Raw genomic sequence first — 16,391 nt, 5'->3', positions numbered from 1 at the left:
TTAAATTCCTGATTCTAATGTGAATGAAACTGAGAAGCGCATCGGGTCAACTAACGCACCTGACAAATTTTTAAAAAATAACTTAACTCCAGCCGCGACTCTATAAGCTGACCAACTACCCTCGTATGCTTCAATTGCTTGAAGCGTTGGTGGCAAAATAACATCCCCACTACCCAGACCTGTGCCAGCAAAAATGCCAGAAACTTCAATGTGAGGATTCGCTAATTCAGTAGTTACCCCTGAATCTCGTTGCAATCTATAGACCCCCGTTGATTCTTTTGAAATCGACCAACCTGCATTGTTTTGTTGGGTAGTAAAAGTGACATCATAAGTCAGCATCATCGGTGCGATAAAACGACCCACTTTTGAAACTTCGTGATTGTATGTATTCCACTTACGAATTTTTTTAGTCCATGAATCAGATGCAACATACGGTGCATTTGCAGCAGTAGCGCCAATTACTCGCTTAAATACAACACTTGAAACTGATGTTTCATCCTGATTTGCGAAATACAATTCACCATTCGGTGCATTAATATAAATCGGTGTTTTATAGTTTGAGTCTGTTGCAGTTGGTTGAGTAGTAATTAATAATCTTCGATTAATACCACCATACCAATTAGCAAAAAGTGTTGCTAAACCAGAAGGAGAAAGTTGTATTTTCGCACCTGTCGCGCCACCTAGGGTAATGCGACTCTTATCGATAACAACACCACCAATATTATCAGATGCACCAAGAGCTGTGGGGTCCGCGCGGTTCAACCAAGGCGTTCTAATGTATAGGTTATTAACCGTACAATTGAACGTTTGTTGATACGAAGTATTTACGAGCCAATCGCGGGCAACACCGTCGCGTGTTTGCTCTGCCCAAATAGCATTGAAGGAGCAATTCGACCAGATACCAGCCGTTAAACCGTACTGCATATATTCAAGAATAATATTATTAAAGACGCACTGATATGCTTCTTTAGCAAACAGCACTGGGTATTTACCCCATTGCCAAGAACAGTTATCAAAATATGCAGTGGTGCTTTGTCTTGAGTCAACATCTGCAATGAAGAAACCGGCATTTGCAGCGCTAATCGACATCAAATTTTGAACGCGGAATGACACCGTTGCATTTGATAAATATACTTGATTGTAAAACCCAGAAATATTTGCATTTGAAAGTGTGAAGTTGTAACCGTCGACTTTTAAACCCGAGATATTCTCTGAAACACCCTCACTTACTAATTGTAAGTCTCTTACTTCGGCGCCAACGTTAATAAATGCCACATTATTAAGAAGAGTGTTTGAATTTGAATAATCACCCGGTCTTACCTTTAGAGAGTTCATTGCATACGCAGTAGCATTTTGTCTGCTAAATCCACCACCAACAATACCTTTACCCTTGCAATCAACTTGTTTATTGATACGGTATTCAACTTGTCTGTTAGCAAGATAAATATTCGAACCTGTGTACGGGCTTAAAGCACACCGAATGAATGCGTCCGCATCGTCATAATTTGGGTCGTCCCCCAGACCGCCAAAATCGTCGACAGTAGGAAACGCAACTGTGATTTTTTCCCAATTGCCCCCAACATCAGCAACAACAATATAGCCATCTGGTGTACGGGTACTGTTTTTATTAAATACAAAAGTACCCCCACCAAGATGTTTATTTCTAATAACCGAACGCACATTCACTGTTCGGCCTTGCCATTTTCTAACTGTAACTAAATCATCAAGACATTCAACAACAGTTACTGCAAGTGCACTCACAGCACCATTTGCAATCGCTTCTTCAAGCATTGCATTTGTATTTTCTTGAAGAAAGTCGATGTTATTTTGCAATTCATTTTTTAGTAAGTCTTCACGGTTTTTTGCATCTTCGTCATATTTAATACCTGAAAGAATCCGCGCCTGTTTTTCAAAACCTAATAAATGGCTCCATTCTTGTAAGATACCTGTTAATTTATCTAGTGATCTTTCAAGTGAATCTGGGTAAAAATTATCATAATTGGTTATATCAAGTTGTTGATCGACTGGTGTTTCGCCCCCAATATAAAATGAGGTTTCGGAATCTGGTGCATTATTAAAAACTACATAGCCGCCCAACTTATCCGCATTGATAAAGACTTGGTAAAGGAGTTCGTCCATCTTTTCAAAGTCTACACCATCGAAAAGGTGTACCGCGACTCCCGTAGCATCTTCTTGATCGAAAACCCTAAATGTAAAATCAAACCGTGTATTCACTCCATTACCAACATATAGTTGACTGAGCCGGTCGGTAACCTGAACTGTCATAAGCTCACCAATAAAAAAGGCTGTAATCTCTACAGCCATTTTATTGAATGTTCAGCCATATAAAGCTATATGCAGTCGTGTCCTGTCAACAGGCTAATCTTTAGGTGCATGTTTCCCTGTTATCGTACCGCGTGTTGCATCGTAAATACTGTCTGGTGCATCTTTCTTGCCTTGAGCTACATCAAGCCAATAACCAGAAGGTTTACCAAGTACAGCAAACGGAATGCCTGTAACAAGGGTTGCAGTGTTCAACATGTCTTTTGCTGCTTTACCTTGGTTTACTTCTTTATCTTCATCCAAAGCACGTCTTGCATGTTGAATCAGTGAAAGCCCACTCTCGCCCATACTGAATACAGGTGACGCCGTGTAGCGGTCATTTACAATGGTATCGTCCGTATTGCTGATTGCGGCATTTACCACATTACCTGCATACGGTACAAAAGCCGCCAACATTTTTAATTGTGAAAGCGCAAGTTTTGCAGATAAGTCATCCCATTTATTATCGTCATCGTCCTCATCTTTTAGACCGCCTGCGAAGATAATCCCAAGCAATTCAGACAGCATCGAAGGAATGGAGATCATCATTAACGCCACATACGCCAAGCGTGGCGATGCTTGCACCCATGAGCCGTTGCTTGCCTCTAACGCTAACTTAGCTTCTGACATTGATGTGTTCCAAACCATATTGAACCAGTTGTAAAACATCAAAAACATTCGTTTAGCAGGTGTTCCACGTTCAAGATTTGAAATACCTTCCGGGGACATATCTGTCATGTATTGTCGAATAACCGCATCAGCAGCATGAACAGCATCGTATTGTGTCATCCCTTGTTCTGTATAGTGATTGAAAGCCGCTTGCCAAGAAATCGTTTCCATCGGGCGCTGTATGGTTGTTTGCAGTATATAAGCATGCTTCATAGTGAAATCTTTCACTGTTTGAATTGCGCCCCTTTGAAAAACAATCTCATCAACAGCATAACGGTATTCATCCGCTGCACGGTCGAATCGGGTTTTCATGAAGTCAGACATTTCCATGATGTTATTTGCCATGTCTTCACGGGTAGCAACTGAAGCAAAATAATGGGCCTGAGCTTTTAGCAATTGTTTCGGCGGTACTGCAACAGCAACTTGTGTAAAACCTGTGAACTGCTCAACAGCATTTTTTAAGTTACCCGCCATAATCGCAATCCCAGTATTGCGGCGAAGTGTGCGGAAAATATTATCAAGCAAACTAACGCCTGAGCTTTCATCAACGGTCTGATTTGCGATTGCTTTCAACCATGGGTTAAAGACTTGTTTAACCCCGAATGGCAATACGCGCTCAATCTCATTTCTAAAATCTTTGTTCAGCAATAAACGTCCGATTTGTCGAATCTGTAATTCGAGATGTATATAGCGCAACTCTTTATCTAAATGGCTCGGCAAGCGCGACATATCTAATTCAAGCTGATCGTGATATCGATCCGCACGTGACTTAGTGAAATTCGCACCAGTCGTTGCGATATCTAAAGCCTGTAGGTTGTTTTCAGCTAAGTTTTTATCTTGAATACGGTCTTGCTCATTTGAGCGCATACGGTCATAAGCAGCCGGAACATAGCCGCCTTCATACTCACCAAATGGGGTACTAATCGGAGTACGTGGCAACTCATCAAAATAGCGACCGTTAATTTTCTTATGAGTAATTTGCGCTTGTTCTTTGAACTTATCGAATAGATTCCAAAGTTTTTGAATAGTATCCATATCGTTTTTGGTAATCACATTCTCGTTAATCATACGATTAAAAAATTTATCCCAAGCGCTGAAATCAACAGAACCGTCTTCTAAACGTGCGCCCCATCCATAACCCAAAACTAAACGCTCTTTGTTGCTCATATTGCCCGTATGCAAAATCGCATGTAGCAACGATTGTTTACCCACAAAGGTAAAGTTATTCAATTCAGGCGCAGCAATTTTTGAATTATCGAGTTTGCCAAAACCCTCAAAGATATCGACTACCTCTTTAAGCATTTTGGCCTTTTCAGTTCTGTATTTTGCTAAGGCGTCTTGCATAGGGTTAATTAAATAATTACGGAATTTTCCATTTGGGCCACCATCTAACCAAGTCACTACCTGGTCAACACGTTTTGCAGATGCGCCTAATTCCATGAATTTTGATTTGAGCTCGGCAGTCTTGTTTTTGCCAAGTAGATTTTGCTGAATTTTCTCAATACTTTTCTTGCTGCTTGATTGTTGTATAAGTTCTTCACGAACCTGTTCTCGTTCAAAAGCTTCATTGGTTGTATGCCAAATCTTATTTTCTTTAGATCGATGCCAAAGTGTTTCGACCGCAGACATTACCGCATTGAACTGTTCAAGCGTTAATTCACGATAATTTTGGTTTTCAGGTAATGCACCGATGTTCTGGATTTCAGCATAAGTTGTAGGGTCGTATTTACGAATTAACTCTAATTGATGTTCGTAATTTGTAGATTCACGGCCAAGATCATATTTACCCAAAATGCCACGGGCAGCGGTCACAAAATCAAAGTCACGATTTTTTGCTAACTTCTCATTCTTCCCAAAAACCTTCTTGACCATATCAAGGTGTTTCTGAATTTGGTCTTTTGCATCGTAGCTGTATTTAGTCGCATAGAACTGGACTAATTGATTGCGCTTGTGGCGTGCAGCTTCTACGGTTTCACCCTTACGGAATGCATCATTAGCCATTCGCCCTAAACGTGCATCGTCTTGTGCACGTACATGTGGTCGAATATCTTTAATTTTTTGGCGCTGTACAATGTCTTGCGCAACTGCTTTTGCTGCTTCATTCAATGCAGACTTACGACCAAGTAAACCGTTTAATGCGGCCATTTCAGCAGCTAACATGCGCGCACGAACATCGTTGTGTAACGCAGCTTCAACTGATTCAACAATGCTTTGCTGATCAAAAAATTCAGAATATTGCACCGCCATACGTGCATCGGTAAGCTCATCAATCTTTTGCTTCGGGCTTGGTGAATTAAGTAAGTCGCGAATCAATGCATCCCCGCTTTCATAACCGAACATCTCAGCAACAACATCGGGGTTTTCCCCACCACGCTGCGCAAAGCCATACGCTCCTTTAGAAATGCTTTGGTAAATATCGCTGTCTTTGCCGTACTTGGCTTCAATCCAATCAAGAGATAACTTGCCCTTAGTTGTGCGTCCTTCTGCATAACGTTGTAGCAAATCCATATCTTGTGAGTAGTCAAATAACTCAGGATCAACTTTGTTTGAATACTGGTTTACGCCGCGTAACTGGTCAGTAAATTTATCTTCAAGTTCACGAGTATCAAATTTGTCATGTTCATCTAAAGTTAAATACCCTTCTTCGCTTAGCTTCTCAGCCATCGATTCAATTGACAGGCCTTTTACTTTTGACTTTGAAGAACGTACGACAGGCTTATTGCCAATACCTGATTTCGTTTTGGCAGCTTCATCAATGCCCCAAGTGCTTTCCACTTCATTTGCATCAAGCCCGCCGAATTTTGCAATGGCTTCAAATAGATTATCGCGCTCAGGTTCAACCTTCGTAGAATCGCGTTTAACTGCAGGGTCAAGCGGCTGACGTAGAAATGCCATAGCTTGATATACAGGTTCTTGCGCAATTTCCTTTGCCATTTCTTCACGAACGGCAGTACGCTTTTTATCTGCTTCTTTTTGCAATGTTTTCATATACTTAGATTTCTGCTTTTGGTACCAAACCATATTGCGCAGAGATTTTTGCTCTAAAGTATTTATAGATAATTCTGTTGCAATTTCATGGTCTTGGCGCATTTCGTCATAATCTTTAGGCGAAATACCGAGACGCATTGCATCGTCTTGATGAATTAACATTTCAAGATTTGAAGCAGCTTGAGCTTCAGCAATGGCACTTGATGATGCAAGCATACGGTCCATTACACCTGTGATATCCGCATTCAATTCTGCACGGTCATTGATGCCCATAAACTTTTCAATGTTCCGGTACACGGCAATCATGAATTGTCTGAATCGGTTGAAAACTTGCTTTAATGCCGCGCTCGGTGCTTTACCCGTAAAAACATACTGTTCAAAAGTTTCTGCAAATTTTTCGTGTACTTCTGTTTTTTCTGCATCGGTGAAAAAATCCCATTCGCCCAGATCAGTTGTTTCTGGTGAAGCCCACTTCATTACCGTTTCCATATCCGCGCGGACTTGTGCGGGCGCATCAGGACTTAGGGCGAGTTGCATATTCATTTCTAAGAAATGATGCCCAAGCTCATGCACAAAGGTTGAGAAATCAGCATTTTTGCTTAATACAATTGTTGAGCCATCTTGACCAATGCTGAAAGTAATAGAGCCGCGTGTACCACCATTTGCTTGATTATATTTGCGACCGTTTGGTGAACGGTACATACTTTCAGAAATTTCATAATCTTTATTGCGGCCTTTATTCTCAACAAAGCCGAGTTTTTTATAAAAGCCTGTAAGTCTGTTTTTGTTCCCACCAAAATCCGAACTTGGAGTAAGTGCAATTGTTTTATTTTGCGAGTCAGCATAGTTAATAATATCCTGCATCGCTTTAGTGCCAGTGCCTTGATTACGCATATCTTCAGGCACAACAATTTTATGCAATGAAAGAACATTACTTGATGTACTACCTTTTAGACCTAATTCAATTCCATATTGTTTTTTAAGGCCCTTAACAAAATCATCTACTGAGATTGTTTGTTCAGGTTTAGCACTTTGATTAAACGATGTGCCCGTACCTGTTGTCGGCTCATCAGCAATACGGATTGGGTAGCGATCAAAAGCATCTTTTGCACTAATGCCGAGTTTATCGCCCAAGGTTGAGTAGAAAGCTGAAGTTAATTCGCCTGCTGCACGATTGTATTTAGCCGTAAATGTTCCGACTTTAGCCAATTGGTTTTGTACTTCTGTTGCTACCAACTCTTTTGCATCTTCAGCACTTTCAAAACGGGCTTGCTCAGCCATATATGTATCGGCTTCTTGCTGCATTTGTTCCGTTGTTTTTGCAAGGTTCTCTTGAGCTTCGCGATAAGTTGGCATGTCTGGGCTTGAACGAACGTTCTCGACAAAATCTGTTGGACGCTCAATAACCGACATTGCAGAAACAAATTCATTTACTGGTATCTGTACAGTGCCGTTAAATATTTCCGCGGTACCCAACTGATCTTGAAGACTTGGAGCACGCTCAAATAAATCGGTTGGCTCAATATTACGGTCACGTAATAACTGGTTGAAGGTCTGACCATCTATATAAACTTCTTCAACCGCGCCGTGTTCTTCAACTGCCTGTTTGATAAATGCTTGGCTTGCAGAGTCATCACGTTGTGCTGTCTTACTTTCTTTGTTGCGGTCAATAAGGTTGTTAAGTACAGCTGCAAACGTACTTGAACGAACAGCATCTTGCTGTTGATCTTGTCGCAATTGGTCTAATGCAAATTGTGCTGTACGTTGGTTTTTAACTTTGGCAGCAGATGTAATTGCTACTTCAGGCGCAGCTGTTGCAACTTCTAACAAACCTTCTAAAGCCATTTCGACTGGATCGGCTTTTTCACCAACAGCATCAGCCGCACCTTTAACGGAATACATGCCTGCCGCTGATTGAATGACAGCTTGACCACCAACAGTGCGCAAAGGGCCGCCAAAAGTTACAGGCATTAATGCACCGCCTAAGGCTGAATATTTTGCTGAGCCCCAAGTTTTTGCAGCTGCATAATCGATCTGTTCTTGTTTGGTTAAAAACTTCTCACGGGCTTCTGCCATGTTCTGCCCATATGACACCAGAGCATCGGCCGTGCCTGCACCTAATGCGCCTTGTGCCGCATTACCTGCGGTTGTTACTCCGCGTACTAACTTAGCCGCTTTTTCTAAGTTCATCACCATAGGTGCATATTTAGCGGTATTTCGGATAAGTGAATTTGTTAAAACACCGCCTGCCCCTGCGCCTGCATAATACCCAACTAATGCGGGGGGCGCTTGTTCAATTAAAAATTCGCCAACTAACCCCGCATTTGCATTGCTAACCAACTCTAGTGCCGCACCCAACACACCTGCATCATTTGTTTGTGCTGCAAGCTGCGCTTGATAAAGTGCTTGTGACATTTCTTGTGATGGCGCTGCTCTGTTTTTAACACGTGTTGCTAAGTTAAGTAGGCTATCGTTTCCAGTGGTTGCATTGATTACCGCACCTTCTGTTTGACCAATTGCAGCTACAGCACGAATCGCGGCATTAACATATCGATTGCCTTGATCTTGTGGATTTGTAGGCTGTGCAGTTGCCGTATGTTCCATCCAGTAGACTTGGTTTTCATAATATTTTTTGAATCGTTCGGCAGACATAACACCCGCATTTTTCTTAATGCGGTCGTAGTTTTCTTTAAATACTTGCTCAGAAGTTTGAGGGACTATGGTTGTACTTAAGGTATCCAATAAATTAGGGTTAACATTTGGCTTGATCTGTTTCTGTGGTTCTTCATAAACACCAAGTTCTTTTAATCGCTTTTTTTGTTCTGGTGAAGTGCCTTTATTTAAGACCTGTTGGATGTCTTGATAAGTAATATTTTCATGCGGTTTATTAAGGCTTGAACCGAGTAACGAAACTTTATCACTAATGCCTTTTAGATTTTCAAAGTCATCAAGTGAAACCGCCGCTTGACTTGGGTTAAGAGCATATTTACCCAAGACAGGATCACTAGCAATAACTTCATTCACTCGTTTTTGTGTGTTGATTTCGTCAGCAACAGATACGACTTGCTCAGGACTTTCTGTTATTTTGCTGTAATCTAGCCCCAATGAGCGCGCAGCTTTTTGTGCACGAGCTTCAGTGTCCGCAATTTGAGTTGGATTTTTGCCTTGGTTTAATTCAAATAATTGACCAATTGTAAGATTTGCATTTTGATCAGACATAATAAAAGCACTTAAGACTACGGTTATTTGTAATCTTAAATGCTGTTATTGCTTAGACGGCCTTTTGCTGTTGACAGCTTAACTATTCACATAGCGACTTGATTTGCTGTCGAGATGTATACAACAAAACCGCACCAACAAAAAGTGAACAAGTCATTGCTAAGTACGCTAGATTCAAACTTTCTTCTCCTTTGTCAAAAAACTCTACAAAAGAAAATAGCGGATTGAAAAGTATGATATTAAAACAGCTTAAAAACAAAAGCCCCAATATATTCCCATTCTGCAAACCTAGAGTTTTAGAATTATCTAAATAGTCTACTTTCTCAACTGACAATATATGACTAAATTTTAAAGTTAAAAAAGCAATAATCATATTAATAAAAAACAAAAATATACTGTAAATATTAATAAGATTCACGTATCTATAATAGCTTTCATAACTAACATAAGAGTAAAAGAAAAAACCAATAACAAATGCGCTGCTAGAAAATGAAAATAAGCTATTTATTAATTTTCTTTTTTCTATAGTACTCATTAATTTATTCATCCTTTTATGACAGTTAAAACTTAAAGGCCGTTCATCAAGCTATCGCAAACATGTTTTTGATTTTCAGAATAGTCAATTCTAAATAGATTACTTGTACCACCAGAACCACTACTTGACTGCCACACTCCATATACAGCTTTTTTATTAGGCGCAGTTAAAAGGTATGCTTCCTCAAAATTCAAAGCACCAAAATTCTTATCACACACTTTTTTAAATTTAATGTTTGCTTTAGTTAAAGACTTAAACGGGGAGAATTCACAATTATCAAAATTTTCACCAAAACAGATACTTTCATTTTCACGTGAGGCTGTAGCAGGATATAGCGAAATTGTGTTTGGACCAAATTTACCAACGGTGCCTTCCATCATTACTGACCAAGGAAGTTCATAAGTCCGATGGTCTACAATAGTGCTTTTACTGCCAAGAACATTTACACGTGCAACCCCTTTTCTGCTTGAATGAAAAGTTCCATCCTCTAATTTATTCTCTACATAAAAACTATCTAACCAGATGATAGATTTATCATTAGAACGAAAATCCCAATATAGCTTTTCTTCATTTTTGTTGGGCATTAGTTTATAAACTAATTGCCCAAATTCCTGTTGTGGTAATTTTTTCAAGGCTACTGGGTATGGTTGTAAAACAGCTTCAGCTGAAAAAACTTGTAAAGGTAGAGCTAAAGTGCACATCATAAAAAAACTTCGTTTCATTAATAACCCCTTCTCATAAACGTATAATAAGCATTAATGTATTCTGAATTAGTTACATTGTTAGGGTTTCTTCCCTGCTTTTTAAATATATTATCAATTTTTGTTCTCATTGAGTCGGTAATATCGCTCTTACTTTTAACCTGATTATAAACCCGATTCAGTTCAACCTTATCATCAAAGAACGGTCTTGAAGTGGTAATTTGAACTTGACGATTAACGTTCTTCAATACAACACGATTCACTTGATCCCAAGTTAAATGACTCCCGTTTTTCGCTTCTGCTTCTAATAACGTTTGCATCAAATCTGTTTTAACAGCGTTATAGTGTTCTAACTGTTTTTTATCGGTAGTGCTAGTAATACCAATCATACCCAAATAAGGTTTTAGAGCACTCGATATTGTAGAGTCATTTACCAAAAATGTTTTTTCTTCTTTTTTCTTAGCGTCCTTTAAACCGTTTACTTCAGCATAAACCTTGGTGACTTCTTTGTAATCAGTAGGCGATAATTTGTCAGCATACTGGTGTAATACTGATTGCGGTTTACCTTTCAGTAATTCATCTTTATTCAGCATTATCATACTTAAAGTAATTGGGTCTGTTTTAACTTCTTTTGAGTAAACAGACTTACTAACAGCCCTTAAGCTATTAATTTGATTTGGTTCTAGGGCTGTGATACTTGCAGCGGGTATTTGTTCAAATGTGTATTGTCCAGAAACAATACCGTTATATAAGCTGCTATAACTTTGATCTTGTTTGTCCTTCTTGGATTTATCAAGTCCACTATAATAACGATCAGTTGCCACTAAAGCTTTTTGCTTTACTTCAACGGGGGCATTGCTATTCCATATTTCGTTGTATGCAGCTTCACGGGTTTTAGCGGGTTGATTTGCATATTTGCCAAAATCATTCGTTAACCATTTATCAATTCGTTGAATATAGTTTCGAGTTTCTGAAGCAGGCGGTTGCCCACCTTTAAGAACTGCGGAAGCTGCATTACCCCCACCGTTGTAATAAGCAGCAATAACAATTGGGTCTTTAGTTTTATATTTTTTACTAATCCAGTCTATAAAATCTAAAGAAGCGTCGATCGTATCAGCAGGATTATTAATATCTCGTTTACCACCATTACTGTATTCTTTCCAAGTATCAGGCATAAATTGCATTACTGATTTGGCACCCTTTGGTGAAACTGCATCATTATTTGATTTTTCACCAGATAACCGAATAGCAAGTAAAAGCGGTGCTGCCCATTCCATTCCTTTTTCTTTTGCAGCATGAACGGTGTAAACATCTAAACGCTGATCATTATATTTAATGTTTTTCATTTGATCAGGTGTAAGACTTTTAAGCTCTTGAGCAATTTTTGCAGATGCTTGAGGCGGAGCATTTAAAGCAGGGTTACTGCCCTCCTGTGTACCGGTTGTTGCGATATTAACTAATGCTTCAACTTGTTGGTCTTCTAACTTCTGATGAATGCGCTGATCTACTCTAAAGCTATCCGCTAATGATATTTCATCTTTATATTTATTTTTATACGCGAGAGCCGCTTTTAAATCTCCGTTTTCTACAAAAGCACTGATATTGGTAATGTGAGCACCAGAAACGTTTTTAAGATAAATATTATCTGCCTCTGTTGCTGCCTTGCCTTCCAAATTCATAAGCTTACCTAAAGAAGCTTTTAGGTTAGCTCGACTCTCATCAATTTTATTGAAGTCACCAGGGTTATCATTTATCTCACGAATAAATCGATCCGCTGAAGAAGAATAAACGCTTTGTTGGTAAGTATCGTTTTCACGTACAAAATAGTTTTGTAATGAGCCTTTAAATTGCACTGCATCTTGAGCGGCCATCTCTTTAAACAATGACCGTTGGCGGTTGTTTCCAAGAGTGCTTGCGATTTCTCCCACGCCATCTTGGTATGCTTTAGCATAGTAATCTACGAAGCCGCCGCCGTTACCATCATCAAAGCTAACAACATCCACGCCTTTTTTATTTATGTAACCATCGACTTCGTTGTTCTGTAGGTGTTGTTTTAGTTCTGCGAGTTTATTTTGCGCATCAATAACACGCACACGATCCGCTTCATCTTGATATTCTTGGTAAGCTTTTAATCCTGAGTTTAGCGCACCTACTAAACCATCTGTTCTGTTACCGACTAAACTTGCAGCTTCACTTGGAGATACACCGCCAGAAACTTGAACACTAGGCACACTGTTATCTGAAACTTGACGATTAAATTGTGGTATACGCATTAACTAGCTCCGAACCAATTCCAATTATAATTTTGCCAAGATGCGCCTTGGGTACCATTGCCTGCGTTATAGAGACTTGATGCAAAGTCAGAACCGCTGCCCAACGAAGAACTTTCCGCTTGCCCACCCAAACTACCTTTACCCATGCTTGACCCGTATGCAGATGCAGCACCCCCTGCTAGGCTTAAAAGCGTGCTTGTTAATGGTCTAATTGATTTTGCGGCTACACGATATTTTTCGGCTCGATTTCGAAAGTTAGTTTCTTGAACCTTATGCCCCCATGACTGCAAAGAGGCATTGTACTTAATCGAATCGATATCACCTTGCGCAAGCATTTCAGTAGATGCAAGCAGATCAACAGCCGAACCTTGAGTTACATCAATCCCATTTTCAGCGAGCGCGTTTATTTGGCTTGATTTAAATGCCGAAACATTACGTTGGTAATCGGTTACGGCATTAGTCCCATCTTCAATAGCTTGCCGTGCTTGATTATCTGAAAGCGTTGCATTAGATAAAGCAAGTTGTTCTTGCTGTTGAAGCGCCTTTTTTTGAGCTTTTAATTTGCCATAAGTAGATAGCGCCTCTACACCCTTTACAGCAGCAAATGCATATGGATTTATCATGCTGCCCCCATTACGAATGGATGGAATAATTCATTGTTATTGCCGTAGGCTTCAGGAGCTTTTAGATCAAATCCTAATTTTTTAAGAAAGCGAATAGCATTTTCATTTTTCACATATACGTGATTAATGAGCACATCGTATTCGGATTTAATCTCATTCAAAATATTTTTAGATTGTTTATAAAACTCGATCGGATAATGCTTAATAAAATTGGTACCAAGCAGCCAAGGACAACCAACATTACCAAGCAAGCTCGACATTCCGACACCACAAATGAAAAGCAACTTGCCATTCACAACTACAGTCCAAGCATCACTTGAATGCTTGATAGACATTTTAATCATCCAATGATAGTTATCATTGAAATATGCTTTCATCTCGTCTTTATCGGCATCGCGCAGGTTTTCAACAAGAATACGAATATCGCGCTCAGTCGGCTTACGAATTTCAATATTGTTTTTTCTCATTTGTATTCAACCTCTAATGCCAATAACTTCATAGGTAAAGGTTTATCATGTTTCACAGTAATTTGAATGTCTCTTTCGTAAGTGCTGTCAACTGGTATTTCTACAAAGCCCGATATTAAATTTAGTGGTGCTCCATATGGTTCAAGGTTACGGGGTTTGTATTCATCAATATCTGTAGGATTTGCAATCTCTTGATTCGCACCGACAAGAATATTTTGTGTTTCACGAACTCTTAAAAACACTTTATTCACGACTTTCGGCTTAGTCGGACTGCTTTGTTCTCTATAAATCGGCAAGGTCTGCATTTCTGCTACATATGGCAAGCCAACTAAAACATTTGATAGTTTACGAGTAAGTTTAATTTTTCCATCTGTAACGACCGCTTCAGGCTTTACACCGCCATCAGCAAATATAGAAACCGTTTGCCCCTCTAACCAATCCAGACCGCTTAAAACATCTGTTGGTTCGCCTTTATATTGAATGCTGCTGTCCAGATAACATTTATCTTTCATATCTAGTGGTTGGCGTGTGAGCATCCGCTCAATAGTATAAAAACCATTACGCTCAATAAAAGCGTATAGAACTGATTGATTCTCTTCAGGTATTTCAGCAACTGATAGAAATTTGCCGTCCGTATGGTGTTCTGCCCATGCCCATACTTGTTGTTGTGGTTCGTAGGTTAATGAAAGCAAAACCCCATCATCACGAACAAAATATATAATATTCAAAGGGTTGCGTATAGCAGCGCAATCTATAATTTTATGCCCATCAAAAAGTTGTGGACACATAATTGATAAATCTAGTGTTTGATAATAAGAAGCATTGTAACCACTTGCTAAAGATGCCTCATGTACATGGCCTGTTTGATCAGAAGCAAATACTGCTGCGCCGTCCACCTCTACGGGTGTAACATCATTTGCACCAGTACTGTATTGTTTATTCATATTTACGCTTGCTGCGGTCATAGCACCATCAGACGAAAGTTTCCACATTGCACCGCTTGTTAAAACAAGCAAATCATTCAGAGTGATTAAGTGTTTAACGCCATTGCCGTCACGTGCAGCAAAACGTATTTGGATTGAGTCAGTATCTTGTGTAGGAATGTGATAACCAAAATTATCATCTGTAGCCGTGCGCGACATTCGTATCCATTGTGGCGATTGGTACCCACCGCCATAAACTTTTCGCTGCCCATGATACGCAACCGCAGTAGGGTTAAATTCAAACGGATTACGGATTAATGGCGGGGTGATTGAACCGTTTGTTTCAATGTTGTCATCGGTAAAACTTGTTTCAGTAGTTTCACCAATATAGCTTGCTAAACCAGAACGTAATTTAAAGATGTTATATCTAGTTGCACCTGTTACAACATCCCACGTAATCGTGTTGTAGTTGCCTGCAAGAGTAATATCGTTTTTAACAGTGACTTTTGTAGATGCAGCAGATTCATTTTGTTCATCAACTGCGGTAACTTGGTATGAGTAATCACGCTCAATATATGAGTCGTGCATATTACCGCCTTCTTTATATTTATCTTCAATATGTGCTGTTGCTGCAACGTTTTGGGGTGGAGTTAATCCATAACCGACACTTACAACTTCAGTGCTCCATTCGGTTGCGCCTTTACGAATAATTTTTCTTGGTGGGTAATCTGGATGCGTAATCGTTACAACATCGGCAGATTGCGCATAGCGAAGCTGCATTAAATGCTCTTCTGCATATGGCAATTCAACTTCTAAAGGTTCACCAACATTGTTTAAAAGCATGCCGCCTCTTGCAAAGAAGTTTACAGCTCCGGCACGAAATGCTAAAACAACCGCTTGTTCTTCACTAAAAACAAATCGTATAAGGCGCATCTTTCCTAGAGTTTTCGGATAATGGTGTACATACCGAAAGCCTGCCCGATAAACAAGCCCCCCAAATAGTTCGACATACATGTTCTTGCACTTGGCAACGCCTGTTTGATACTTGGCTTGATCAATACGACCAAACATATCTGGCGAAATCACGCCACCATTAAACGAATATTGCATTATCGCGCCTCATGCATTGAGCCTACATGCTCAGGCCGTTTTTCAATACGATGTTGTTGAAGGTCAATAAAAATCGCTTTACCCAAGTTCATTGCATAACCCGCCATCATTTGCCTTTGCTTTTCTTCACTTTGAGTTAATGGCCCTGCAATTCGAGCAGCTAATAGGTACGACAAAGCCACTTGAAAAGTTTCAGGCAATAAGGCTAAATCTTTCACATCGTGTACGTATCGCAGTACAGGCGCAGGGTCATCTGTAAATAAGAGATTGCCCTCAACATAATAAGAAGCGCCTGACTCGAGTTGAAATAAACGTATTTTGTCGCTTGGCAAAACGTATGCTCTACCAAACTCATAACCCGCATCTACATTCAAGCGAACACGTTTAACTGCAAAGGTCCATTGATGTTCGTTATCCAGTAACTCGCGTCTGCAAACTGGATAAAATGTATTGCAAAGATTTGCATGTTTTGTCGGTTCGTTTAGCTCTTTAACAACATAGCCCTGTGCGAGATGCGACAGGGCTAAATTGCAAAGATCAACAATTGATCTCATAGGAGTT

General features: G+C 39.8%; 9 protein-coding genes. All 9 read right to left on the bottom strand.

Annotation, left to right across the window (positions count from 1 at the left end; all coding sequences use genetic code 11):
* A complete protein-coding gene (locus HMPREF0014_RS09160; protein WP_006580604.1) occupies window positions 1-2,325 on the bottom strand; it encodes a hypothetical protein in 2,325 nt (774 codons plus the stop codon).
* Window positions 2,326-2,379: 54 nt separating this feature from the next.
* A complete protein-coding gene (locus tag HMPREF0014_RS09155; protein ID WP_006580603.1) occupies window positions 2,380-9,198 on the bottom strand; it encodes an N-acetyltransferase in 6,819 nt (2,272 codons plus the stop codon).
* Between the two features lie 82 nt (window positions 9,199-9,280).
* Window positions 9,281-9,733 carry a hypothetical protein gene (locus HMPREF0014_RS09150; RefSeq protein ID WP_020992199.1) on the bottom strand — a complete coding sequence of 151 codons (453 nt, stop codon included), beginning with the start codon at window positions 9,731-9,733 and terminating at the stop codon, window positions 9,281-9,283.
* 32 nt (window positions 9,734-9,765) lie between these two features.
* Entirely contained in the window at window positions 9,766-10,455 is a 690-nt protein-coding gene (locus HMPREF0014_RS09145; protein ID WP_006580601.1) for a hypothetical protein, read from the bottom strand.
* Window positions 10,455-12,707 (bottom strand): transglycosylase SLT domain-containing protein, encoded by a 2,253-nt coding sequence (locus HMPREF0014_RS09140; RefSeq protein WP_006580600.1) that lies wholly within the window; start codon window positions 12,705-12,707, stop codon window positions 10,455-10,457. The genes HMPREF0014_RS09145 and HMPREF0014_RS09140 overlap by 1 nt, the downstream gene beginning before the upstream one ends.
* Complete coding sequence (locus HMPREF0014_RS09135) at window positions 12,707-13,330, bottom strand: hypothetical protein (protein WP_006580599.1); 624 nt, start codon at window positions 13,328-13,330, stop codon at window positions 12,707-12,709. The genes HMPREF0014_RS09140 and HMPREF0014_RS09135 overlap by 1 nt, the downstream gene beginning before the upstream one ends.
* Window positions 13,327-13,797 carry a phage protein Gp13 family protein gene (locus tag HMPREF0014_RS09130; protein ID WP_006580598.1) on the bottom strand — a complete coding sequence of 157 codons (471 nt, stop codon included), beginning with the start codon at window positions 13,795-13,797 and terminating at the stop codon, window positions 13,327-13,329. Before HMPREF0014_RS09130 ends, HMPREF0014_RS09135 begins: the two co-directional genes overlap by 4 nt.
* Window positions 13,794-15,830 carry a hypothetical protein gene (locus HMPREF0014_RS09125; RefSeq protein WP_006580597.1) on the bottom strand — a complete coding sequence of 679 codons (2,037 nt, stop codon included), beginning with the start codon at window positions 15,828-15,830 and terminating at the stop codon, window positions 13,794-13,796. The genes HMPREF0014_RS09130 and HMPREF0014_RS09125 overlap by 4 nt, the downstream gene beginning before the upstream one ends.
* Complete coding sequence (locus HMPREF0014_RS09120) at window positions 15,830-16,384, bottom strand: hypothetical protein (RefSeq protein WP_006580596.1); 555 nt, start codon at window positions 16,382-16,384, stop codon at window positions 15,830-15,832. The genes HMPREF0014_RS09125 and HMPREF0014_RS09120 overlap by 1 nt, the downstream gene beginning before the upstream one ends.
* Window positions 16,385-16,391 lie beyond the last annotated feature (7 nt).

The organism is Acinetobacter sp. RUH 2624, assembly GCF_000162375.2.
Lineage (GTDB): Bacteria > Pseudomonadota > Gammaproteobacteria > Pseudomonadales > Moraxellaceae > Acinetobacter > Acinetobacter nosocomialis.
Note: the sequence above shows the minus strand (reverse complement) of the source record. Positions and strands in the feature narration are given on the sequence as shown.

Coding starts and splice junctions, on each gene's coding strand:
- HMPREF0014_RS09160 (WP_006580604.1), bottom strand. CDS start 2,325: ATGGCTGTAGAGATTACAGCCTTTTTTATTGGTGAGCTTATGACAGTT.
- HMPREF0014_RS09155 (WP_006580603.1), bottom strand. CDS start 9,198: ATGTCTGATCAAAATGCAAATCTTACAATTGGTCAATTATTTGAATTA.
- HMPREF0014_RS09150 (WP_020992199.1), bottom strand. CDS start 9,733: ATGAGTACTATAGAAAAAAGAAAATTAATAAATAGCTTATTTTCATTT.
- HMPREF0014_RS09145 (WP_006580601.1), bottom strand. CDS start 10,455: ATGAAACGAAGTTTTTTTATGATGTGCACTTTAGCTCTACCTTTACAA.
- HMPREF0014_RS09140 (WP_006580600.1), bottom strand. CDS start 12,707: ATGCGTATACCACAATTTAATCGTCAAGTTTCAGATAACAGTGTGCCT.
- HMPREF0014_RS09135 (WP_006580599.1), bottom strand. CDS start 13,330: ATGATAAATCCATATGCATTTGCTGCTGTAAAGGGTGTAGAGGCGCTA.
- HMPREF0014_RS09130 (WP_006580598.1), bottom strand. CDS start 13,797: ATGAGAAAAAACAATATTGAAATTCGTAAGCCGACTGAGCGCGATATT.
- HMPREF0014_RS09125 (WP_006580597.1), bottom strand. CDS start 15,830: ATGCAATATTCGTTTAATGGTGGCGTGATTTCGCCAGATATGTTTGGT.
- HMPREF0014_RS09120 (WP_006580596.1), bottom strand. CDS start 16,384: ATGAGATCAATTGTTGATCTTTGCAATTTAGCCCTGTCGCATCTCGCA.